Source organism: Nocardia yunnanensis (genome assembly GCF_003626895.1).
Lineage (GTDB): Bacteria > Actinomycetota > Actinomycetes > Mycobacteriales > Mycobacteriaceae > Nocardia > Nocardia yunnanensis.
The window spans coordinates 3,592,682-3,614,394 of the sequence record NZ_CP032568.1 but is presented as its reverse complement, the minus strand read 5'-3'; the positions used below and the strand labels follow the sequence as shown (position 1 = coordinate 3,614,394).

Genomic DNA, 21,713 nt, shown 5'->3' with positions numbered 1-21,713 from the left:
TTACTGCAAGAGCGCGAAGACCCCGCTCGCGAAGGCTGGATGCGGCACGAGGAAGGTTTCCCATGCAGCTCGACCACCCGCCGTCCGCGGCGCACTCCCCCGAACCGACGGCCCCGTCCGCGCGGATCGATGCCGGTGACCTCGGCTATCAGAAGCAGCTACGCACCCGGCACATGCGAATGATCGCCATCGGCGGATCCATCGGCACCGGCCTGTTCCTGGGCGCGAGCGGTCGCATGGCGCTGGCCGGGCCGTCGCTGGCCATCGTCTACATCGTGTGCGGGATCTTCACCTTCATGGTGGTGCGGGCCCTGGGCGAACTGGTCATGTACCGGCCGTCGTCGGGGGCGTTCGTCTCCTACGCCCGCGAATTCCTCGGTGAGCGCGGCGCGTACTCGGTCGGGTGGCTGTACTTCCTGAACTGGTCGACGACCCTGGTCGCCGACATCACCGCGGTCGCGTTGTACGTGCACTACTGGTCGTTCTTCGTGGCGCTGCCGCAATGGGTGCTCGCGCTCATCGCGCTGGCCATCGTGGTCGGCCTGAATGTGGTGTCGGTCAAGCTCTTCGGCGAGCTGGAGTTCTGGTTCGCGCTCGTCAAGGTCGGCACCATCGTGCTGTTCATGCTGGTGGCCATCGGATTCATCGTCACCGGCACCGATCTCGGCGGGCACACCCCGGGCCTGTCGACCATCGCCGACAACGGCGGCGTCTTCCCGCGCGGGCTGGCCCCGATGCTGACCATCGCGCTCGGCGTGGTGTTCGCCTTCGGCGGCACCGAGATGATCGGCGTGGCCGCGGGCGAGGCCGACAATCCGCGCGCGGTGGTGCCGAAGGCGGTCAACTCCATCATGTGGCGGATCGTGTTCTTCTACGCCGGCTCGGTGGTGCTGTTCACGCTGCTGCTGCCGTGGACCGCCTATACCTCGGGCGAGAGCCCGTTCGTCACCGTCATGGGCAAGATCGGCGTTCCGCACGCCGGCGACGTGATGAACCTGGTGGTGCTCACCGCCGCCATGTCCAGCCTCAATGCCGGGCTGTACGCCACCGGACGCACGCTGCGCTCGATGGCGGTCGCCGGGACCGCGCCGCGTTTCGCCGCACGCATGAACGGCCGGGGCGTGCCCTACGGCGGGATCCTCATCACCAGCGCGGTCGGCATCGCCGGCGTGGTGCTGAATCTGCTGGTGCCGCAGAAGGCTTTCGAGATCGTGTTGAATCTGGCCGGGCTCGGCATCGTGGGCACCTGGGCCTCGATCATGGTGTGCCACTGGATCTTCGTGCGCCGTGCAGAGCGGGGCGAGTACACGCGGCCGGAGTTCCGGCTGCCCTTCGCGCCCGTGCTGAACGTCGCGACCCTCGGGTTCCTGCTCGCGGTCGTGGTGCTCATGTTCTTCGACACCGACATCGGGCGCATCACGCTGGCCGCGTTCGTGCTCGTGGTGATCGCCATGGTGGCGGGCTGGTATCGGGTGCGCGGACGGCTGAACCCCGACGTCCTCGCGACCCTGGACGAGCCCACTGCGGAAGGGAAAACCGCCTCGTGACCGAGATCGCGTATGACACCGTGGCGCAGGACATTTCGACGCTGCGTGTCGAGATCCTCTACACCGGAGGCACCTTCGGGATGGTCGACGGCGGCGATGGACTGCGGCCGCGGGCCGGAATCGGCGGTGAGGTGGCCGATCTGATCGACGCCTACACCGACCGGTTCGGGATTCCGGTGGAATTCCGCTACAGCGAACTCGAGCGCGTCGTCGACAGCGCCCATATCGATCCGGCGACCGTGCGCGGGATCGCCGAGCGGGTGCGCGCCGGACTGGGGGCGGTCCGGCCCGATGGCGTCATCGTCATCCACGGCACCGACACCATGGCCTATACGGGTGCGCGGCTGGCGTTCGAGCTGCACGACGTCGGTGTCCCGGTGGTGCTGACCGGGGCGCAGATCCCGCTCGGGCAGCCGGGCAGCGACGCCGGGGACAATCTGCTGCTGGCGCTGAATTCGATTGCCACCCAGCCTGTTGCGGGGACGTTCATCGCCTTCGGATCCCGGCTGCATCCGGCCGTGCGGGCCAGCAAGCGCAGCAGTCACGGCCGCGGCGGCTTCACCACGGTGCGACCGTACACGCCGCCCGCGGTGACGCCCGTTCGGCCGGTTTCGACGCGGCCGGTCGAAACGCCCTCGCCGGTGGGCCTTTTCACGGTCTTCCCCGGCATGGACACCGATCTGCTCGATGCCGCGTTGCGCATCTACCACGGCGGCGTGGTGCTCGAATGCTACGGAGCCGGGACGATGCCGGCGTCGGATGCGGTGGTCGCGGCGATCCGCAAGGCGACCGAGCGCGGCACGCCCGCCGTCGTGATCACCCACTGCGACAACGGAACCGTCGACCTGAGCCTGTATCAGCCCGGTCGCGCCCTGCTCGACGCGGGCGTGATCGGGGGCGGTGACATGACGCGGGAGGCCGCCCTGGCCAAGCTCGCCCACCTCGCCGAGCTGGGGTTGCCCGCGCGCGAGATCCGCCGGTGGATGACCACCAACCTGCTCGGTGAACTCACCGATCCCCCGGCGGGGCGCTGAGTTTCCCGTGCCGACCACTGTTTTCCGCTGCCCCGGCAGTTTCCCTTGCCCCGCCAGTTTCCTCTGCCCCGCCAGCCACAAGCCGATCGGATGGAGCCGACCATGACCGAGACCCGAACCGAACACGATTCGCTGGGCGCACTGGATGTGCCCCGGGACGCCTACTGGGGTGTGCACACCGCCCGCGCCCTCGACAACTTCGCCATCTCCGGGGAGCGCCTGAGTCATTACCCGGCGCTGATCACCGCCCTGGCCGCGGTCAAACAGGCCGCCTGCCAGGCGAATCGGGAACTGGGGCTGCTCGATGAGCGGCGTGCCGACGCCATCGAGGCGGCCTGCGCCGAGATCCGCGGCGGCGCACTGCACGACCAGTTCCCCATCGATCCCATTCAGGGCGGCGCGGGGACCTCGACCAATATGAACGCCAACGAGGTCATCGCGAATCGCGCGCTGGAGCTGCTGGGCCACGAGCGTGGCGAGTACGCGGCGCTCGACCCACTCGATCACGTCAACCTCGGTCAGTCCACCAACGACGTGTACCCGACCGCGGTGAAGCTCGCCGTCATCGGGCACATTCGGTTGCTGATCGCGGCGCTGGAACGGCTCGCGGACGAATTCGCGCGCAAGTCGGCCGAATTCGCCGATGTCATCAAGATGGGACGCACCCAGTTGCAGGACGCGGTGCCCATGACCCTCGGTCAGGAGTTCGCGGCCTTCGCGATCATGCTGCGCGAGGACTGCGCCCGGCTGGCGGAGGGCACGGCGCTGCTGCGGGAGGTCAATCTCGGCGGCACCGCCATCGGCACCGGGATCAACGGGCACCCGCTGTATCCGGCACTGGCGTGCGCGCGGCTCGGTGAGCTCACCGGCGAGCAGGTGGTGCCGGCCGAGAACCTCATCGAGGCCACCCAGGACTGCGGGGCGTTCGTGCAGGTGTCCGGCATTCTCAAGCGGGTGGCGGTGAAGCTGTCCAAGACCTGTAATGATCTGCGGCTCATGGCTTCCGGGCCGGTCACCGGTCTGCGCGAGATCACGCTGCCGCCGGTGCAGGCAGGCTCGTCGATCATGCCCGGCAAGGTGAATCCGGTCATTCCCGAAACGGTCAACCAGATCGCCTTCGAGGCGATCGGCGCGGATCTGACGGTCACCATGGCCGCCGAGGGCGGACAGTTCCAGCTCAATGCCTTCGAACCGATCATCGCCTACAGCCTGCTGCGCACCACCGCCCACCTCACCGCCGCCGCCGACACCCTGGCCACCCGCTGCGTCAACGGCATCACCGCCCACCGCGACCACCTCGCCGCCGGCGTCACCCGCTCCATCGGCATAGTCACCGCCCTCACCCCCCACATCGGCTACGCCGCCAGCGCCCGAATCGCCAAGCACGCCTTGGCCACCGGCCAACCCGTCGCCCAGGTAGCCACCGACCTCGGCCTCCTCTCCCCCGAAACAGTCACCCACCTCCTGTCCCCCCACCGCCTCGCCGGCCTCCCCGACTGAACGCCCCGCGTTCACGAGATCACCTGTGCCGGTCATGGTCGGCGACGATGGCGGCGGTGGAGGTCGACGGTGACACCGTGCGATACCAGCCGCTGCCATCGCAGCCGACCAGTCCGGCGATCTCCAATCCCGACAGGGTCGCCCGCAGCACCGCCATCGGCAGACCCGTGTCGGCGGCCAGCGCACGCGGCAGGCGTGCGCCGGCGCCCGGCAATGCGGCGAACACCAGCGCCTCGTCGCCGGACAGGTTGTCCTCCGGATTCGCCGGGACCGCACCGGGCAGCGAAAGCCGCAGCGGCCCAGCCTCATCCAGGATGTCGTCGGCCCGGGTGACGATGAACGCCTCGCCCTCCCTGATCATCCGGTGGCAGCCGACCGACGCGGCCGAGGTGATCGGCCCCGGGACCGCCATGGCCGGCCGGCCCAACCTCCTGCACCACTTGACGGTGTTGCGAGCCCCGCTGCGAATCCCCGCCTCCACCACCACGACTCCATCCGCCAGCGCCGCGATCAGACGATTGCGAGCGAGAAAGTAGTGCTTGCGCACCGAGGTGCCCGGCGGATACTCGGTGACGACCAGCCCCGCCTCGGCGATCTCGGCCAGCAGGTGATCGTGTTGCACGGGATAGGGCCGATCCGGTCCGCAGGCCAGCACCGCGATCGTCACCCCGCCGACGCCCAGCGCAGCCCGATGCGCCATGCCATCGATCCCGAACGCGGCCCCCGAGACGACGGTCCACCCGCGGGCGGCCAATTCACCCGCGATCTCCCCGGTCGCGTGGTTGCCGTACCCGGTACTGCACCGAGCTCCCACTACCGCAATCGACCGCTCGGTGGCCTCCAGCAGTGACCGCCGGCCCCGCACCCACAACACCAGCGGCACCGCAGCGTCCGCGTCCTGCGCCGGATCCAGCTGTCCCAAACCGAGCATCCGCCATGCGGGCCACTCCGCATCGTCCGGCGTGACCACCCGTCCACCCAATCGCTCGATGTGCGCCACGTCCTTTTCGGCGCGGTCGATCCCACGCCGCAGCTCGGTCGGTCCGCGCAACACCTCCGGCAGCGCGCACTCCCGCACGGCCCGTGCCGCTTCCACCACCCCGACCGACTCGATCAGCGCCGACAGTGCCGCGCAAGGCCCCTCCACCACCCGCGACAGATACACCCAGGCCAGCCGCCGCGCCTCGCGATCACTCTCGGACATCGGTGTTGCCGCGACTCCCCCGTTCCGCGCTCCTGTCCATCCGGACCCCCGCCCCGATTCAGGACCACGGGCAGGTTCAGCACCACGAGCGAACGCGTGAGCCCGCTCGAACAGCGCACCGCCGTGTTCGGTGTCCTGGGCTCCACCGCGGGGAACGACTGCCACTGCCGGAGGGGTAGCGTGCGTCTCCGGACAATCCGGCAGATCCGTTGTGGGCGAAGCGTTTCGGTCCGGCTCCGGTGCGCCCGCTCCCTCGATCCCCACCTGCGGCGAGGCGCACGAAGGCGTCCGGCGCGGCGGCTCGTAGTTGTCGTCGATTCGAAGCATCCTCAACCTCGCTGTCGAAAGCTCAATGCCTGCAAGACATCCTGGGCATTCGGAAGTTCGCCGCCCCGTAGGTCGCAGATCGTCCAGGCCACCCGGATTGCCCGATCGGCGCCGCGGGCGGACATGCGGCCGTGCCGCAGTGCGTTCTCCACCGGCGCCAGGGCCTCATGGGGCAGCCGGAAGTGCTGCCGCAGCACGTGTCCGGGCACTTCGCCATTGGTGGACATGCCGAGTTCGGCCCAGCGGCGCGCGGCGGCCTCACGAGCGGCGGTGACGCGGGCGCGCACCGATTCGCTGGATTCGACCTCGTCGCCGGTGAAGGCGCCGGCGGCTTGGGCGTGCATCTGGACCGAAAGGTCGATGCGGTCCATCAGCGGCCCCGAGAGCTTGCCGAGGTATCGGCGGCGGGCCAAAGGCGCACAGATGCAGTCGATATCGCGCGCCGGAGCGCAGGGGCACGGGTTCGCCGCGAGCACCAGCTGGAAGCGCGCCGGGAAGCGGGAGACGCCGTCTCGGCGCGCAATGCGAACCTCGCCCTCCTCCAAGGGAGTTCGCAGTGCCTCCAGGACCTTGGTGCCGATCTCGGCGCACTCGTCGAGAAACAGGACACCGCGATGCGCGCAGCTCACCGCCCCGGGCCGGGCCGAACCCGAACCGCCGCCGATCATCGCCGTCACCGAGGATGAGTGATGCGGGGCGACGAACGGCGGGGCGGTCACCAACGGCGCATCGTCCGACAGGGTGCCCGCGACCGAATGAATCGCGGTCACCTCCAGGGAATCCCGCTCCCGCAGCGGCGGCAGCAACCCCGGAAGACGCTGTGCCAGCATGGTTTTGCCGATGCCCGGCGGGCCGGTCAGCAACAGGTGGTGTCCGCCCGCCGCCGCGACCTCCAACGCCCAGCGCGCCTCATCCTGTCCGACCACCTCACGCAGGTCGCCGATCGACACCGTGGCCGGCGGCTCGACCGGTTCCGGCCGGGCGAGTTCACCACCGCCGCGGAGCCAGTCCAGGAGTTCGATCAAGGTTGAGGCGCCGAGTACGCGGATGCCGTCTACCAGGCCGGCCTCGGTGAGGGCGGCGGTGGGGACTATGACGGTGCGGCGGCCGGCGGTGCGGGCGGCGAGTACTGCGGGGAGGATGCCGCGGACGCGGCGGACGCGGCCGTCCAGTGCCAGCTCGCCCAGGAGGACCGATTCAGACAGGCGGTTGGAGGGGATGGCGCCGGCGGCGTTGAGTACGGCTGCGGACAGGGCGAGGTCGTAGACGCTGCCGACTTTCGGGAGGGTGGCTGGGGAGAGGGCGAGGATTACTCGGCCGTCGGGCCATTTCTCGCCGGAGTTGGTGACCGCGGCGCGGACTCGGTCTCGGGATTCCTGGAGGGTGGTGTCGGGGCGGCCGACGAGGTGGACGGAGGGGAGGCCCTGGCCGATGTCGGCCTCGATTTCGACGAGTTGGCCTTCGACGCCGTTGACGGCGACGGAGTGGGCGCGACCGATCGGCATGTCAGAACACCGCCTTGAGATGGCGGATCTGGGGTTCGCGGCCGGGGCGCAACAGGACCGAGACGACGTCGAAGCGGACGCGCAGCCACGGGCCGGGATGTTCGCACAGCCAGCGGGTGGCCAGTTCGCGGATGCGGCGCTGTTTGCGGTAGGTGACGGCTTCCTCGGGCGGGCCGCAGGTCAGGCCGCTGCGCGTTTTGACCTCGATGAAGGCGGTGATCTCACCGTCGCGGGCGATGACGTCGAGTTCGCCGTAGCGGCAACGCCAATTGCGGGCCACGATCTCCAGGCCGGCGTCACGCAGAAACCGCGCCGCCAGCTCCTCCCCCTGCGCTCCGAGCGCCAGATGCTGTGCCATAACGCCAGCATGACCGGAACCCGTACGGGCCCGGCCATGCCGACCTGGGAAAACTACGAAGCTGTGGATAACCGCGAGGCTGTGGACAACCCCGGAAGCCGCAAGCGGACTAGTCCGGAAGCCGCAGGTCGGTCTTCTCCAGCTCCTCGATATTCACGTCTTTGAAGGTGATCACTCGAACGTGCTTCACGAAGCGCGCCGGCCGGTACATGTCCCACACCCATGCATCCGACATCCGCACCTCGAAATACACCTCGCCATCGGCGTTCTGCGGCCGCAGTTCGACGGAATTGGCGAGGTAGAAGCGACGTTCGGTCTCCACCACGTACGAGAATTGGCCGACGATGTCCTTGTACTCGCGGTACAGGGATAGCTCCATCTCGGTTTCGTACTTCTCGAGGTCCTCGGCGCTCATCGGGTGGAACGTCCTCCTTGTCGCCCAACTGGGTGTAGAGACATCATCCCGCATACGCCGTGTCGGTAGCCACTCGGCCGGTCTCCCGGACGTTTCGCCAGGACCGACGGTGCTCGGGGGTGATGCCGAGGCGGGCCAGCGCCTCGGTGTGCTCGGGGGTGTTGTAGCCCTTGTGGGCGGCGAACCCGTAGCCAGGGTAGTCCCGGTCCATCTCGACCATCATCCGGTCGCGGGTCACCTTGGCCAGCACGCTGGCCGCGGCGATGCACGCCGCCGACGCATCGCCGCCGATCACGGGCAGTGACGGCACCGGAATGCCGGGCACCCGGAAGCCGTCGGTGAGCACGTAGCCGGGGATCGGATCCAGTCCGGCCACCGCGCGCCGCATGCCTTCGATATTGGCGACGTGGATGCCGATGGCGTCGATCTCCCAGGCCGGGATCACCACCACCTCCCACGCCAGCGCCAGCCGTTTGATGATCGGGAACAGCTGTTCACGGGTGTTCTCGGTGAGCTTCTTGGAGTCGTCGAGTCCGGCCAGCGAGGTGTACGCCTTGGGCGGCAGCAAGCACGCGGCAACGACCAGCGGCCCGGCCGAGCAGCCGCGGCCGGCCTCGTCCACGCCCGCGACCGGACCGAGCCCGCTGCGAATCAGCGCGGCCTCGAGCGTGCGTAGCCCGCCCGCGGACCGCATCACCACGCGCGGCGGCCAGTCGCCGCGTTCGATCCGCTGAATCTTCTTGCCGCCGCGCGCCTTCCGGTTCGCGACGGCGCTCGCCATCTTCCCCACCGCTCGATTATCCCGCGTTCGTCGGCTCTACTGAGGGTCCTGCGCCTTGACCGGTCCGATCCGGCTGGGCGGCCAGATCTTGAACACGGCCTTGCCGCGCACGTCCTTGACCGGGACGGTGCCTTGCAGCTCGTCGGTCATGTGGTAGCGCGAGTCGGCGGATTCGGCGCGGTTGTCGCCCATCACCCACAGGTTGCCGTCGGGCACCTTGACTTCGGGGAAGGCCCGCCCGCCGGCGTTGAACTGCGCGTCGGGCCGCGCCGGATCGAAGGGATTGTTGAACTTCACGTACGGCTCGTCCAGCGGCTTCCAGTCCGAGCTGCCGCTGTCCTTGACCAGGATGCGGCCTTGCGCGTCACAGCATTTCACCGATTGCCCGCCGACGGCGATGACACGCTTGACGAGATCGTTCTCGTCCGGCGGCACCAGGCCGAAGAAGGACAGGAAGTTCTGCACGCCGCGCACCACGGTGTTGGACGAGCGAATCGACTTGTAGTGGTTGTTCCACGAACTGGTCGGCCCGACGAACACCACCACGTCACCCGGCTTGGGATCGCCGAAGTAGTAGCTCAGCTTCTCCACGTAGATGCGGTCACCGGTGCACCCCGCGCAGCCGTGCAGCGTGGGTTCCATGGACTGCGAAGGGATCACGTACGGCCGGCCGATGAAGGTCACCAGCAGCGCCACGATGAGCGCCGCGAAACCGACCAGGATGGGAAGCTCCTGCCAGAACGGTCGCTGCTTCTTCTTCGGCTTCGGCTGCGGGGTTTCGGGGGTCTCGGGGGTCTCGGCCCCGTTGTCGTCGCCCGGCCCGGACATCGTCACCGACTCGCTCTCGTCTGCCACCGGAACAGAGTAGCCCGGCACCGCGAAGAACCATGCGGTGCCGGGCTACTCGGCGTCGGCGAGCCGACTGTGTCTCTTGCGTTCGTGCAGGCCGCCGGCGCGAGGCCGGGGCGGACTACCTCAGCGCTTTTCCTTGATCTTGGCGGCCTTGCCGCGCAGATCGCGCAGGTAGTACAGCTTGGCGCGACGCACGTCACCGCGGGTCACGACCTCGATCTTGTCGAGGTTGGGGCTGTGCACCGGGAAGGTACGCTCCACGCCGACACCGAAGGAGACCTTGCGCACGGTGAAGGTCTCGCGGATGCCGCCGTTCTGGCGGCGGATGACGACGCCCTTGAAGACCTGGACGCGTTCCTTGTTGCCTTCGATGACCTTCACGTGCACGTTGACCGTGTCACCCGGGCGGAAGTCCGGGATGTCGTTGCGCAGCGAGCTGGCGTCGACGAAGTCGAGGGTGTTCATTTCCGTCCTTATTGGAGTTCGCGCGAACAGAGGAACCTGGCGGCGACCCCTGCGGGTACTCGACCGGTTCGTGCTCCGGATAATTGGGCGGTGCCCGGGCAGCGTTCGGCCCCAGGCAACCCGAGTATTGTGCCAGACGCCGCGACCGACCCGTTAATCGGCCCCTAGCTGCGGTTATCGGTCGGACGGACCGTCTCGGCCCCGATCCGCCGACCGACCGTCAGCAACTCATTGGCTATCAACCGATTCGGGCGGCTTCTCCGACGTTCGCAGTTCCGGTCCACGCTCGGCCGGCTTGCGGCCGGTGATCAAGTGCAGGTGCGCCGAGGGCGGGGCCGGCGGGGCCGGGACGACGGTCCGGCTCAGCTCCTCCTCCGCCGCGCGCAGGACGTGGGCGGCATCGGGTTTGCCCGCCAGGACGTCCTGGACGAAGATCTTGGCGCGAATCACCGGGCGGCGATAGCGGCGTTCGCGGCGCATGGCCCGGCGCATCAATCCCTCCCGCGCGGCATAGCGCCAGCGCGCCCAGGGTGCACCCGGCCGGCTCAGCCGCAGCGCGCCGATGACCAGCAGCGGCGGGAAGAACATCCCGAACAGACCGGTCCAAATCTTGCCCTTGGCAATGACAATCGCGGCCAGCAGCAGATTCACCAGGGCGAAGCCGAGGGTGAACAACCGCTCCGGCACGTTCTGGTCGGCGCGCACATCCCGCACATTGCCGATGTCCAGCAGCCACAGGGGATGGAAGCCGAGCAGCAGCAGCCCGGTCACGGCGATGGCCACGAACACCGCGTCCACCGAAGTGCGGCCCTGCTCTTCCCAATACACGTCGCGCAGGTAGTAGATGAGCGCGAATTCGTCGAGCACCAGTGCCGCGCCGACCCCGAATACCGCGGCCAGCGCGCTGATCACCCCGACCGTGCTCTGATACAGCGCGACCAGTCCCATTCCGGAGCCGAGCACCAGGATCACACCGAACACCATGTGGTGGATGTGCACGTCCCCGGCCCGCACATTGCCGGGCCACCAGCGCACCTGTTTGCGGATGAGCCGCACGCTGATTCGGATCAGCAGGAATCCGACGATGAACCCGAGCAGCAGGCACGCCAGCGGCAGTCGGCCGTGTGCCACCACGACATCGTCCCACCACCGATGCAACCGCATACCCGTGTCGCCTCCGAACCCTCACACCAACGCCAACCCCCGCCACGCTACCCGTGCTCGCGCCCGACCGGCCGAGATCACCACCGCGCGAACGGTGATATAGCAACCGTCCAGCCACCGCGCCCGCACCGGCTTCGGGTGACTAGGCTCACGACTATGAAGCTCAGTACTCGCAACCAGCTCGACGGCGTCGTCACCAAGGTCACCTGCGGTGAAGCCATGGCGGTAGTGCGTATCCGCCTCAACGGCGGTGACGAGATCACCTCCTCCATCACCCGTGACGCCGTCGAGGACCTCGGTCTCGCCGACGGCAAGGCGGTCAAGGTTCTCATCAAATCGACCGAGGTCTCCCTCGGCGTCGAATAGCCCGATCGTCGCGGCCGCGGCGAACCCGCGTGGGTTCGTCACGGCCGCTTCACTTTCCGGACACCCGCGGCGGAAACGGAAGCGGGGCCCGGCGAATTCGCCGGGCCCGCTCCGTGACAGCCGTTACTTGCCGAATTCCGCGTCCGTTACTTGCCGAACCCCGCCCGGCGCAGGGCATCCGCCATGCTGCCGCTGGGGGCGGGCTGGTTGCGGCGGTCGTTGCCGCGGTTGCCGCCGCCCTGGCCACCCTGACGCTGCCCGCCCTGGCGGTTGTCGCGGTTGCCGCCGCCGCGCTGGCCGCTGCCCTGCTGGTTGCGCGGGCCGCGGTCGCCGCCGCCCTGCTTGGGCTTGCCGGGCTCGTCGTCGAGGCGCAGCGACAGGCCGATGCGCTGGCGCTGCACGTCGACCTCGAGCACCTTGACCTTGACCACGTCGCCGGACTTCACGACCTCGCGCGGATCCTTGACGAAGTTGTGCGACAGGGCGGAGACGTGGACCAGGCCGTCCTGGTGGACGCCGACGTCGACGAACGCGCCGAAGGCGGCCACATTGGTGACGACGCCCTCCAGCACCATGCCGGGCTTCAGGTCGGCGACTTTCTCGATGCCCGCGGCGAATTCGGCGGTCTTGAACTCCGGGCGCGGGTCGCGGCCGGGCTTCTCGAGCTCGGCGATGATATCGGTGACGGTGGGAACACCGAAGCGCTCGTCGGTGAAGTCGGCCGGGCGCAGGGCGCGCAGCGCCGAGGTGTTGCCGATGATCTCGGTGATGCCCTTGCCGCTGGAGTCGAGAATGCGCCGGACCACCGGGTACGCCTCGGGGTGCACGCCGGAGGTGTCGAGCGGGTCGTCGCCGCCGCGAATGCGCAGGAAGCCCGCGCACTGCTCGAACGCCTTGGGGCCCAGGCGCGGAACGTCCTTGAGCCCGGCGCGACTGCGGAACGGTCCGTTGGCGTCACGGTGCGCCACAATGCTTTCCGCGATCGAGTTGGTGATGCCGGAAACCCGCGACAGCAGCGGCACCGAGGCGATGTTGACGTCCACGCCGACCGCGTTCACCGCGTCCTCGACGACCGCGCCCAGCGAGCGCGCCAGCAGGGTCTCGGAGACATCGTGCTGGTACTGGCCCACGCCGATGGACTTCGGATCGATCTTCACCAGTTCGGCCAGCGGGTCCTGCAGGCGGCGCGCGATGGAGACCGCGCCGCGCAACGACACGTCCATATCGGGCAGTTCGGCCGAGGCGTAGGCCGACGCCGAGTACACCGAGGCGCCCGCCTCGGAGACCACGATCTTGGTGGGCTTGTTCTCCGGGATGCGCGAGATCAGTTCGGCGGCAAGGGCGTCGGTCTCGCGGGAGGCGGTGCCGTTGCCGATGGCGATGAGCTCGACATTGAACCGGGCGACCAGTGCGCCCAACACGGCCAGCGACTTCTCGGTCTGCCCCTGCGGCTTGTGCGGATAGATGACCTCGGTGGCCAGCACCTTGCCGGTGGCGTCCACCACGGCCACCTTCACGCCGGTGCGGTAGCCGGGGTCCAGGCCCATGGTGGCGCGGGTGCCGGCCGGGGCGGCCAGCAGCAGGTCGCGCAGGTTGGCGGCGAACACGTCGACGGCGTCGCGTTCGGCGGACTGCCGCAACCGCATTCGGGTGTCGATGCCCAGGCTCACCTGCAGCTTGGTGCGCCACGCCCAGCGCACGGTGTCCAGCAGCCAGGCGTCGGCGGCGCGGCCCTGCTCGGCGATGCCGAACTTGATGGCGATGCAGCCCTCGTAGATCGAGCGCTGTCCGTCTTCCAGTTCCTCGGTGTCGGATTCGAGGTGCAGGGTGAGCACCTCTTCCTTCTCGCCGCGCAGCAGCGCCAGGATGCGGTGCGAGGGCAGCTTCGAGAAGGGTTCGGAGAATTCGAAGTAGTCGGCGAACTTCGCGCCCGCCTCCTCCTTGCCCGGACGCACCGAGGAGCTGATCTGGCCGCGCTCCCACATGAGTTCGCGCAGTTCGCCGACCAGGTCGGCGTCCTCGGCGAAACGCTCCACCAGGATGGCGCGGGCGCCGTCGAGCTGTTCGGCGGTGTACTGGGCGGGATCGGTGGTCGGATCGTTCAGCAGCGCGTCGGCCACCGGCTCGTGGCCGGCCTCGCGCGCGATCTGCGCCTTGGTGCGCCGCTTGGGCTTGAACGGCAGGTAGATGTCCTCGAGGCGGGCCTTGGTGTCGGCGAGCATGATCTGCGCGTGCAGCGCTTCGTCCAATTTGCCCTGGCCGCGAATGGATTCGATGATCGAGCCCCGGCGCTCGTCGAGTTCGCGCAGGTAGTGCAGGCGCTCGTCGAGGGTGCGTAGCTGCGCGTCGTCGAGCCCGCCGGTCACTTCCTTGCGGTAGCGGGCGATGAACGGCACGGTCGAGCCGGCGTCCAGCAGTTCGACGGCGGAGCGCACCTGCTCCTCGCGCACGCCCAGCTCATCGGCGATACGCCTGCCGACGCTGGCGAGGCGGACGGTGCTCTCGGCACCAGTGGATGCTGCGCTGACGGTTTCGGAGGCTGTCGTCACGCCCGCAGACACTACCGGCGCGACCTGACAGCCGGTGCAACCCCACTCACGATTCCGTTATCGTTGGCCCGACGGCGCGCCTCGGGGATCACCCCCGGATCCCGATGGCAGGATCGCGTGGTGCCGATTCCGACTCTGCGCGAACGCCTTCCGCGACGCGCGCTGACGAGCGCCGCCCGTGCCGTTTTCGCGACGACCGTGCTGGTGGGGACGATGGGATGTGGTTCCCACGATTCGAGGTCGGACCCGAGCCGACCGACCGTCCCGAATCTGAAACTGGACGCGGTGAAGGCGCTGACGCTTGAGCCGAACGACGAGTTCGGGGTCACCTCCGATGCGATCTACACCGTGGAGAACGGTGATGTCTACGGTGTGGACGGCCATAGCGGACTGAAACTTTGGTGGATCAAATCGCCCGTCACGCCCGTCGACAAGGACGCGATCCAAGTGCTGGACTCCGGCCGGGTGCTGCTGCTCGGATGGACCGACCACAAGGGCCTGACCGCCTACGACGCGGGCACCGGGCTGCAGATGTGGCATACCGACGCCGAGCAGTGGTTCGAGGACGACGAGTCGACCGGGCAGTTCATTCACCGCAATCCGCGCACCGGAGAGCAGACCTGGAGTGTCGATCCCGCGACGCTCGGCTGCGCGACACCCTTGTCGGAAGAGCTTCCGGCACTGTTCGGTACGGATGTCGTGGATCTGACCGAGCGGCCGTCGCTGATCGACACGGCCGAGCGGCCAGGGGTCGAGGTCTTCCGATGCGCCACTCCCGGCGGCACATTCGCCGTCGGCGGCCTCGATCGTGCTACCGGTTCGACCGTCTGGCATCGCGAGGTGCCGGAGTTGGGCAGTTTTCTGCGTGCCGCCGGGCAGATCGCAGTGGTGATATCCGGTGACACCATCGAGACGGTGAACATGACGACCGGGCACTCCCTGGGCAGCCGTAAAGGCCACCCGGACAAGGAACTTCGCATCACCCAGCCCGACGGCGCGGCCCTCGTCCTCGACAGTTCGACGCTCTCCGAGGACAAGGAGATGCGGCTGCTCGAGCCCGACGGCACGGCGCGATGGACCGTGCCGTTGGACCCGAAGCGCGAGGAGCTCCAACCGTTGATGAACAGTGCGGGGAATGCGATCTTCGCCGTCATGCGCCAGCAGGCGGACCCCGATTACCGTTCCTGGTTGCTGGCCTACGACCCGCGTAGCGGAAAACGCAGCGTGGTGATCGGCCCGGGTCCGACGGCGGCCGGTGAAAAGCCCATGCTCACCATGCCTTTGAATCTCGCGCACCGGACGGTGCATCCGGCCCCCTGGGGCATCCTGGTCGCAGGACCGGACAACACCTACGCCACGATCCCGGTACAGCACTGAGCCCGGCGCACCCCACGGCAAATCCTGCGCTGTGGGGCCCGCTGGTCGCCGCGGCCGACCGCGCCCACGCCACGATTCCGATCAGCCCCTGATCGCCGTGCGGCACAGGAGATATCGCGCCGACTGAGCGAAAACGATTAGGTGGTCAGGTTTCCGGCAGTAGATCCGGGCGGCGTTCGGCGGTGCGTTGCAACGACTGCTCGTGGCGCCAGGCGTCGATCTTGGCGTGATTGCCGGACAACAGGATTTCGGGGACATCGAGGCCGCGCCAGGTCACCGGGCGGGTGTAGGAGGGGCCTTCGAGCAGGCCGTTGGAGAACGAATCCTGTTCGTGGGATTGCTGATTGCCGAGTACGCCCGGAATGAGCCGGACGACGGCCTCGGTCATCACCAGCACGGCGGCCTCGCCGCCGATGAGGACGTAGTCGCCGATGCTGACCTCTTCGACGCGCACGCGGCGCGCGGCGTCGTCGAAGACGCGCTGATCGATGCCTTCGTAGCGGCCGCAGGCGAACACGACATGCTTTTCGGCAGACCATCTTTCGGCGGTCGCCTGGGTGAACGGCACGCCGGCGGGGGTGGGCACGACCAGTAGCGCGTCGTCGGGGCACACCTCGTCGAGGGCGTCGCCCCACACGGTGGGCTTCATGACCATGCCGGGCCCGCCGCCGTACGGGGTGTCGTCCACGGACTTGTGCACGTCGTGGGTCCAGCGGCGCAGGTCGTGCACCTCCACCTCGAGCAGGCCCTTGTCGATCGCCTTGCCCAGCAAGGCCGCTCGCATCGGCTCGAGGTATTCGGGGAAGATCGTCACTACGTCGATACGCATGCCGCTACTCCGGGTCCAGCAGGCCCTCGGGCGGGTCGATGACGATCAGCCCGTCGGCCACCGACACGGTCGGCACCATGGCCAGCACGAACGGGACCAGGATCTCGCGGCCCGCGGGCGGGAACGCCTCCCCGGCCTTGATCGAAAGCAGTTCTCCCGCAGCGGAATGCAGTACTTCGTTGACGGTGCCGACGAGGGTGCCGTCCCCGAGTTCGACCCGGAGCCCTTCGAGCTCGTGGTCGTAGTACTCGTCCGGGTCCTGGGAGGGCGGCAGGTCCGCGGTGTCCACCACGAACAGCAGGCCCCGCAACGCATCCGCGGCCGTGCGGTCGGCAATGCCGTCGAGACGCAAGAGAAGCCGGCCCGAGTGCTCCCGGGCCGACTCCACTTCGAATTCCTGCGTCTGCTTGGCGCGCGGCAGCTTCCCCTTCAGGACGCTGCCGGGCGCGAACCGCAGTTCCGGCTCGTCGGTGCGGACTTCTACGACGAGTTCGCCACGCACACCGTGCGATTTGGCGACCCGACCGACGACGAGTTCCATCTATTGATCCGTGTCGACCACGTCGACGCGGATGCCCTTACCGCCGATCCCGGCGACCAGGGTGCGCAGCGCGGTCGCGGTACGACCGCCGCGCCCGATCACCTTGCCCAGATCGTCCGGGTGCACATGCACCTCGACGGTCCGGCCACGACGGCTGGTGATCAGCTCGACGTGGACGTCGTCGGGATTGGCGACGATGCCGCGCACCAGGTGCTCGACGGCATCGGCGACAACGGCGGTCATGCCTCCACCTCGCTAGCGCTCGCCTCCGGCCTGACCGCCGATGGCGCTCTGCCCTTGGTTCCCTCGCTGCGCTCGCTCACGGTTACTCGGCAGCCTCGGTGGCGGCCTCAGCGGTCTCGGCCTCGGCGGCGTCGTCCTTCTTGGCGGCCTTCTTCTTCGGGGTGACGGCCTCGGCGACGGGCTCGTTGTCGGCGGCGGCCAGCGCGGCGTTGAAGAGGTCCAGCTTGGACGGCTTGGGGGCCTTGACCTTCAGGGTGCCCTCGGCGCCCGGCAGGCCCTTGAACTTCTGCCAGTCGCCGGTGATCTCCAGCAGACGCTTCACCGGCTCGGTCGGCTGCGCGCCGACGCCCAGCCAGTACTGCGCACGCTCGGAGTCGATCTGGATGAGCGAGGGCTCTTCCTTGGGCTGGTAGATGCCGATGGCCTCGATGGCGCGGCCGTCACGACGCGTACGGGCGTCGGCGATGACGACGCGGTACTGCGGGTTGCGGATCTTGCCCATGCGGGTCAGCTTGATACGAACAGCCATGATTGCTGCCTTTCCAAATGGTTGGTCACGTCGCAATTCAGCAGCCCACGCGGGGTGGGCCCGGTTTTGCGTCAAGTGCTGTGACCGCCGCGCGGTACGTAACCGGAGACGGGCTGACACTGTCCTCGATGAGGACGATCGTCCATTCTGCCAGACCCCCGGTTCTCCGCGGAAATCGCCCCGGACCGCCCGGAAAAACAGCGCAGCCCACCGGGCGAACCCGATGGGCTGGGTACGGCGACGAGCCTACTGCGGCGCCACCGGCGCGGAGTTGGAACTTCCAGCCGTCAGCGCGTGCACGATCAAACCAGCCAGCACGCTGATGGCCAGGCTTTCGATGGACCCCACGGTCATCTCCTCATCGGATTGAAACAACAAACGAGTGAAGCATGACCGATTCACTTTTATCCCGCAGGTGAATCACACAGATCCCGCGCACGCGGCGGCGCGTGCAGAGCACGGACGCTGTCCGGGTCATTTGCGCCGCAGGCAGACCGTGCTGCCGCTGCCCCCGCCCGTCGTGTAGGTCAGGCTCACCGCCACCCCGGCCGGGCAGATGTCGTCGGGCAGTTCGTGGCGGTCGAACACCTGGTACAGCGCCTTCGGGTCGCCGCAGTCGATGCGATGGGTGTCGGCGGCCGAGCCGGAGTTGCGGCCGTTGCCGGAGATGCAGTCACCGACCACGGCGTAGCGGGAATCGCCGAGATCGACCGGACCCATGCAGACGATCAGGACCAGGTCGGTCTTGTCGTTGGCGCGCGTCATGACCGAGTAGAAGCCCAGATCGTCCGGGCATTCCGGGGCCTTGGGCTTCTCGTAGGCGGTGCGCACCGACAACACGCGGGCCGAGGCCGTCGGGTCGGCGCAGTCGACCTTCTTCATGGTGTCGCGGCTGGCGCAGTCGCCGAGCTTCACCGAATCCATCGAGTTCGGATCGACGTCATTGCCGCACACCACGATCACGCGACCGCCCAGCGACGACTGCGCGAAGGCCGCGCGCGCCTGCGGATGCTGCTTGCACGCCTGATCGGTAACCGGAATCTTCGAATGCTGTTCGACAGCAACGACTTTCACCGGCGACGGCGTCAATCCGCAATCGACCCGCATGATCTGGTCCCCACCGCCCTTCACCGCCACGCAGTCGCCGGCTTGCAACTGTCCCGGATCGGTGAGATTGAAGCGGGTCGGAGCCAGGCACAGCACGGTGTCGATCTTCCCGGCGGTGCCGGTCGGCTCCCCGACGACCCTGGTGGCGTCCGGGTACTTGACGCAGGCCGAATCCAGCGGCTGCGCAACGTCTTCGCGCCCGACGATCCGATAGGTCGACTTGCTGTCATCGCAGCCGTACACGACCGGCTGCACGGGTGCGTCCACGCACGCGCCCGTGGGGAAGGCGATCGGATCCGGCCGGGTAAGCACCCACCCGAACAACGAGGCGGCCGCCGCGATGATCACCACGGCCAGGATCGCGAACCACACCCACAATCGCCGCTTGGGCCGCGGTTCGGAAGCAGGCGTCTCCCCTTCGGCACCACGTGGCGTCTCGGAACTCGGCGGCGAGTCGAGGCCGGGCGACGTCGGGATGGTGAGCGGCGCGGGCGGCGGGCCCGCCTCGGGACTGGCGTCGGACGGCTGATCGGCCATGGCTTTCTCCCCGGAATCTGGTCGCGTCGATCTCGGCGACCGTGCGGGAGCACATCGTAAAATCCGGCATATCGCCCGCCGGACAGACGGATTCGCCTACCGATTCACCGGGGCGGGTCAGCGGTGCACGGTGACGGGGGACCGCCGGAGATGAACACGGCCCCGCAACACCACGCACGCCGGGTTCGAGAGGGTGGCCAGGTTCGTGCGCGGATCCTCGTCGTAGACGACGAAATCGGCGGGCGCGCCGGGCTCGATTCCGCGATGGCCGAGCCAGCCGCGAGCCTGCCACGAGCCGGCGGCCAGCGCGTGGTGCGGGCTGAACCCCGCTTCGGTGAGGGCGATGATCTCGTCGGCGATGCGGCCGTGGCGGATGGACCCGCCGGCGTCGGTGCCGGTGTAGATGGGCACGCCCGCTTCGTGGGCGCGGGCGACGGTGTCGCGGGAGCGGCGGTGCAGGTCGCGCATGTGGGCGGCGTAGGCGGGGAATTTGCTTGCGCCGTCGGCGATTCCGGGGAAGGTGTCGATATTGATCAGGGTGGGGACCAGCGCGGTGCCGTGGGCGGCCATGCGGGTGATGGTGTCGTCGGTGAGGCCGGTGCCGTGTTCGATGCAGTCGATGCCCGCGTCGAGCAGGCCGGGCAGCGCGTCCTCGCCGAAGACGTGGGCGGTGACGCGCGCACCTTCGCGGTGGGCGGCGTCGATGGCGGCCTGCAGGGCGGCGTCGGACCACAGCGGGGCGAGGTCGCCGATCGAGCGGTCGATCCAGTCGCCGACGAGCTTGACCCAGCCGTCGCCGCGTCGCGCCTGCTCGGCGACGATATCGGGCAGCTCGCGTTCGTCGTCGACCTCGATGCCGAGTTCGCGAATGTAGCGTTTGGGCCGGGCGATGTGGCGGCCGGCGCGGATGATGCGCGGCAGGTCGTCGCGATCGTCGAGGAAGCGGGTGTCGATGGGCGAGCCCGCGTCGCGCAGCAGCAGGGCGCCGGCGTCGCGTTCCACCTCGGCCTGCGCGACCGCGCCCGCCCGATCCTCGTGTCCGCCACCGTGTTTGATGCCGACGTGACAGTGAGCGTCGACGAGCCCGGGCAGGATCCAGCCGGCGGTGGCGATGGTGTCGGCCTCGCGGATCGGTTCGCCGGTGAGGACGCCGTCGCGAACCCACAGGTCGCGAACTTCGCCCTCGGGGAGCACCACACCCCGGAAATGCAGTCGCATGCGGACTCCTCTGCCGTCGGACACCAGCCGGGTCCACTATCGCACCGATCGGCGAACACCGTTATTCGCCATTTGAAGTATGAGGGTTTCAACTTGCGTCTACGATCGTGCGCACATCACCACCCAGTGGAGGCTCACCCTATGTTGTTCGCCCGCAAGAGAATCCGCCTGACCGTCGCCGCCCTGGCGGTCGGCGCGACCGTCACCGCCCTCGGCGCCACCGCCCAGGCCGCACCCGTCACCCTGGACCAGCCGTCGGCGGAACCGGTCGCCGCCGCGCCCGTCGCGACCAATTCGGGCTCCAGCCTGTTCGGCGTCGACTGGGATCCCGGCATGATCACCGCCTCGGCCGCGGCGCCCGTCTCCATTCTGTGGGTGATCGCGTGCTCGATGGGATTGACCGGCAGTGGCAGCAAGCCCGGCCCCGGCAACTCCTGCCTGCCGATCTAGGCTCCGGCGACGCGGCCGCCGGTGGCTCCCGGCGGCCGGCATCGGCCCTCACCCCCGGACGAACTCCGCCATCAAGCTCGGCAGCTCCTGCCGGATCGGTGACCCGTGTCCGGGAACGAGCACCCGCGCCTCCACCGCACCGAGCCCACGAGCGCTGGCCAGCGTGCCCGCCTCGTCGTGATTGAAGAAGTCCGGCAGCAGTTGCAGCCCGTCCTCCAGCAGCAGCGGATGACCGGTGACCAGCGCGTCACCGGAGAACAGCACGCCCTCCGACGGCATCAGGTAGGCGGTGTGGCCGTTGGTGTGGCCCGGGGTCGGAACCTCGACGAAACCGCCGGGCAACGCCGCCAAGGTGTCGGCATCGGCGGGTGTGGCCGTCGGCACGCTCATCCCGATGTGCCCCGCGCACACCCGAAGCGTCTGGCTCACCCAGACGATGCCGCGCCGCGTCCCCAGCCGTTGCACCATCTGCTTCGGCGTAATCTGTTGCAAATACTCACGTTTGGCATGCCGCACCTCCTCGGCCCCCGTGTACACGGGCACGCCGTAGCGCTCGACCAAAGTCGGGATCGCACCGATGTGATCGAGATGCGCATGCGTCAGCAGCACTGCCGCGATATCCGCCGGATCGTGACCGATCTCGCGCACCGATCGCAGCACCGCTTCGGTATCGCGCGGATACCCGGCGTCCACGAGCGTCACCCCACCCGCACCGGTGACCACCGCCCAGTTGACATTCGTTCCCGCCACCACATGAACGGACTCGGAAACCTGCTCGATTCTCACTGGCGCGCCCCCACATCACGATTCGATTC

At 68.6% G+C, this 21,713-nt stretch carries 22 protein-coding genes; 6 read left to right on the top strand and 16 right to left on the bottom strand.

The window, feature by feature from the left end; translation table 11 throughout:
* Positions 1–62 precede the first annotated feature (62 nt).
* The 3 genes from D7D52_RS16765 (at position 63) to D7D52_RS16755 (ending at position 4,081) form a co-directional block, all read left to right on the top strand.
* Positions 63–1,547 (top strand): amino acid permease, encoded by a 1,485-nt coding sequence (locus tag D7D52_RS16765; RefSeq protein WP_120737564.1) that lies wholly within the window; start codon positions 63–65, stop codon positions 1,545–1,547.
* Complete coding sequence (locus D7D52_RS16760) at positions 1,544–2,581, top strand: asparaginase domain-containing protein (RefSeq protein WP_120737562.1); 1,038 nt, start codon at positions 1,544–1,546, stop codon at positions 2,579–2,581. Before D7D52_RS16765 ends, D7D52_RS16760 begins: the two co-directional genes overlap by 4 nt.
* Before the next feature lie 102 nt (positions 2,582–2,683).
* Entirely contained in the window at positions 2,684–4,081 is a 1,398-nt protein-coding gene (locus tag D7D52_RS16755) for an aspartate ammonia-lyase (RefSeq protein ID WP_120737560.1), read from the top strand.
* Positions 4,082–4,100: 19 nt separating this feature from the next.
* Here D7D52_RS16755 and dprA read toward each other — a convergent pair whose 3' ends face one another.
* From dprA to D7D52_RS16715, 8 genes are all read right to left on the bottom strand, one after another.
* A complete protein-coding gene (gene dprA / locus D7D52_RS16750) occupies positions 4,101–5,285 on the bottom strand; it encodes a DNA-processing protein DprA (RefSeq protein ID WP_120737558.1) in 1,185 nt (394 codons plus the stop codon).
* A 329-nt stretch (positions 5,286–5,614) separates the two neighbouring features.
* On the bottom strand, positions 5,615–7,117 hold the full coding sequence (locus tag D7D52_RS16745) for a YifB family Mg chelatase-like AAA ATPase (RefSeq protein ID WP_120737556.1): 1,503 nt from the start codon (positions 7,115–7,117) through the stop codon (positions 5,615–5,617).
* Between the two features lies 1 nt (position 7,118).
* Positions 7,119–7,475, bottom strand: coding sequence for a YraN family protein (locus D7D52_RS16740; protein ID WP_120737554.1), 357 nt, complete (start codon positions 7,473–7,475; stop codon positions 7,119–7,121).
* A gap of 109 nt (positions 7,476–7,584) precedes the next feature.
* Positions 7,585–7,890 carry a DUF2469 domain-containing protein gene (locus tag D7D52_RS16735; protein ID WP_040859817.1) on the bottom strand — a complete coding sequence of 102 codons (306 nt, stop codon included), beginning with the start codon at positions 7,888–7,890 and terminating at the stop codon, positions 7,585–7,587.
* Positions 7,891–7,933: 43 nt separating this feature from the next.
* A complete protein-coding gene (locus D7D52_RS16730; protein ID WP_120737552.1) occupies positions 7,934–8,671 on the bottom strand; it encodes a ribonuclease HII in 738 nt (245 codons plus the stop codon).
* Between the two features lie 36 nt (positions 8,672–8,707).
* Positions 8,708–9,499 (bottom strand): signal peptidase I, encoded by a 792-nt coding sequence (lepB, locus tag D7D52_RS16725; protein WP_120737550.1) that lies wholly within the window; start codon positions 9,497–9,499, stop codon positions 8,708–8,710.
* A gap of 147 nt (positions 9,500–9,646) precedes the next feature.
* Entirely contained in the window at positions 9,647–9,988 is a 342-nt protein-coding gene (gene rplS, locus D7D52_RS16720) for a 50S ribosomal protein L19 (RefSeq protein ID WP_120737548.1), read from the bottom strand.
* A 228-nt stretch (positions 9,989–10,216) separates the two neighbouring features.
* Complete coding sequence (locus D7D52_RS16715) at positions 10,217–11,146, bottom strand: hypothetical protein (protein WP_425464678.1); 930 nt, start codon at positions 11,144–11,146, stop codon at positions 10,217–10,219.
* A 162-nt stretch (positions 11,147–11,308) separates the two neighbouring features.
* Here D7D52_RS16715 and D7D52_RS16710 point away from each other — a divergent pair, with 162 nt between their 5' ends.
* Positions 11,309–11,518, top strand: coding sequence for a TOBE domain-containing protein (locus D7D52_RS16710; RefSeq protein WP_120737546.1), 210 nt, complete (start codon positions 11,309–11,311; stop codon positions 11,516–11,518).
* A gap of 146 nt (positions 11,519–11,664) precedes the next feature.
* Here D7D52_RS16710 and D7D52_RS16705 read toward each other — a convergent pair whose 3' ends face one another.
* A complete protein-coding gene (locus D7D52_RS16705) occupies positions 11,665–14,067 on the bottom strand; it encodes a Tex family protein (RefSeq protein WP_120737544.1) in 2,403 nt (800 codons plus the stop codon).
* A gap of 120 nt (positions 14,068–14,187) precedes the next feature.
* On the opposite strand from D7D52_RS16705, the gene D7D52_RS16700 reads away from it, so the two are divergent.
* Positions 14,188–15,444, top strand: coding sequence for an outer membrane protein assembly factor BamB family protein (locus D7D52_RS16700; RefSeq protein ID WP_162958351.1), 1,257 nt, complete (start codon positions 14,188–14,190; stop codon positions 15,442–15,444).
* 145 nt (positions 15,445–15,589) lie between these two features.
* On the opposite strand, the gene trmD is transcribed toward D7D52_RS16700, so the two are convergent.
* The 6 genes from trmD to D7D52_RS16670 all read right to left on the bottom strand — a co-directional run bounded on the left by trmD (position 15,590) and on the right by D7D52_RS16670 (position 20,448).
* Positions 15,590–16,273, bottom strand: coding sequence for a tRNA (guanosine(37)-N1)-methyltransferase TrmD (gene trmD, locus D7D52_RS16695; protein WP_120737540.1), 684 nt, complete (start codon positions 16,271–16,273; stop codon positions 15,590–15,592).
* Between the two features lie 4 nt (positions 16,274–16,277).
* Positions 16,278–16,814, bottom strand: a complete 537-nt coding sequence (gene rimM, locus D7D52_RS16690; RefSeq protein ID WP_120737538.1) for a ribosome maturation factor RimM — start codon at positions 16,812–16,814, stop codon at positions 16,278–16,280.
* Complete coding sequence (locus D7D52_RS16685; RefSeq protein WP_067574801.1) at positions 16,815–17,057, bottom strand: RNA-binding protein; 243 nt, start codon at positions 17,055–17,057, stop codon at positions 16,815–16,817.
* An 82-nt stretch (positions 17,058–17,139) separates the two neighbouring features.
* Positions 17,140–17,586, bottom strand: a complete 447-nt coding sequence (gene rpsP, locus D7D52_RS16680) for a 30S ribosomal protein S16 (RefSeq protein WP_120737536.1) — start codon at positions 17,584–17,586, stop codon at positions 17,140–17,142.
* A gap of 474 nt (positions 17,587–18,060) precedes the next feature.
* Entirely contained in the window at positions 18,061–19,230 is a 1,170-nt protein-coding gene (locus D7D52_RS16675; protein ID WP_120737534.1) for an LppU/SCO3897 family protein, read from the bottom strand.
* Positions 19,231–19,347: 117 nt separating this feature from the next.
* Positions 19,348–20,448 (bottom strand): amidohydrolase family protein, encoded by a 1,101-nt coding sequence (locus D7D52_RS16670; RefSeq protein ID WP_120737532.1) that lies wholly within the window; start codon positions 20,446–20,448, stop codon positions 19,348–19,350.
* Between the two features lie 141 nt (positions 20,449–20,589).
* On the opposite strand from D7D52_RS16670, the gene D7D52_RS16665 reads away from it, so the two are divergent.
* Positions 20,590–20,898, top strand: a complete 309-nt coding sequence (locus tag D7D52_RS16665) for a hypothetical protein (protein WP_120737529.1) — start codon at positions 20,590–20,592, stop codon at positions 20,896–20,898.
* A gap of 48 nt (positions 20,899–20,946) precedes the next feature.
* Here the strand turns inward: D7D52_RS16665 and D7D52_RS16660 are convergent, their stop codons facing one another.
* Positions 20,947–21,684: an MBL fold metallo-hydrolase gene (locus D7D52_RS16660; RefSeq protein ID WP_120737527.1), complete on the bottom strand. Its 738-nt coding sequence runs from the start codon at positions 21,682–21,684 to the stop codon at positions 20,947–20,949.
* Between the last annotated feature and the right edge of the window lie 29 nt (positions 21,685–21,713).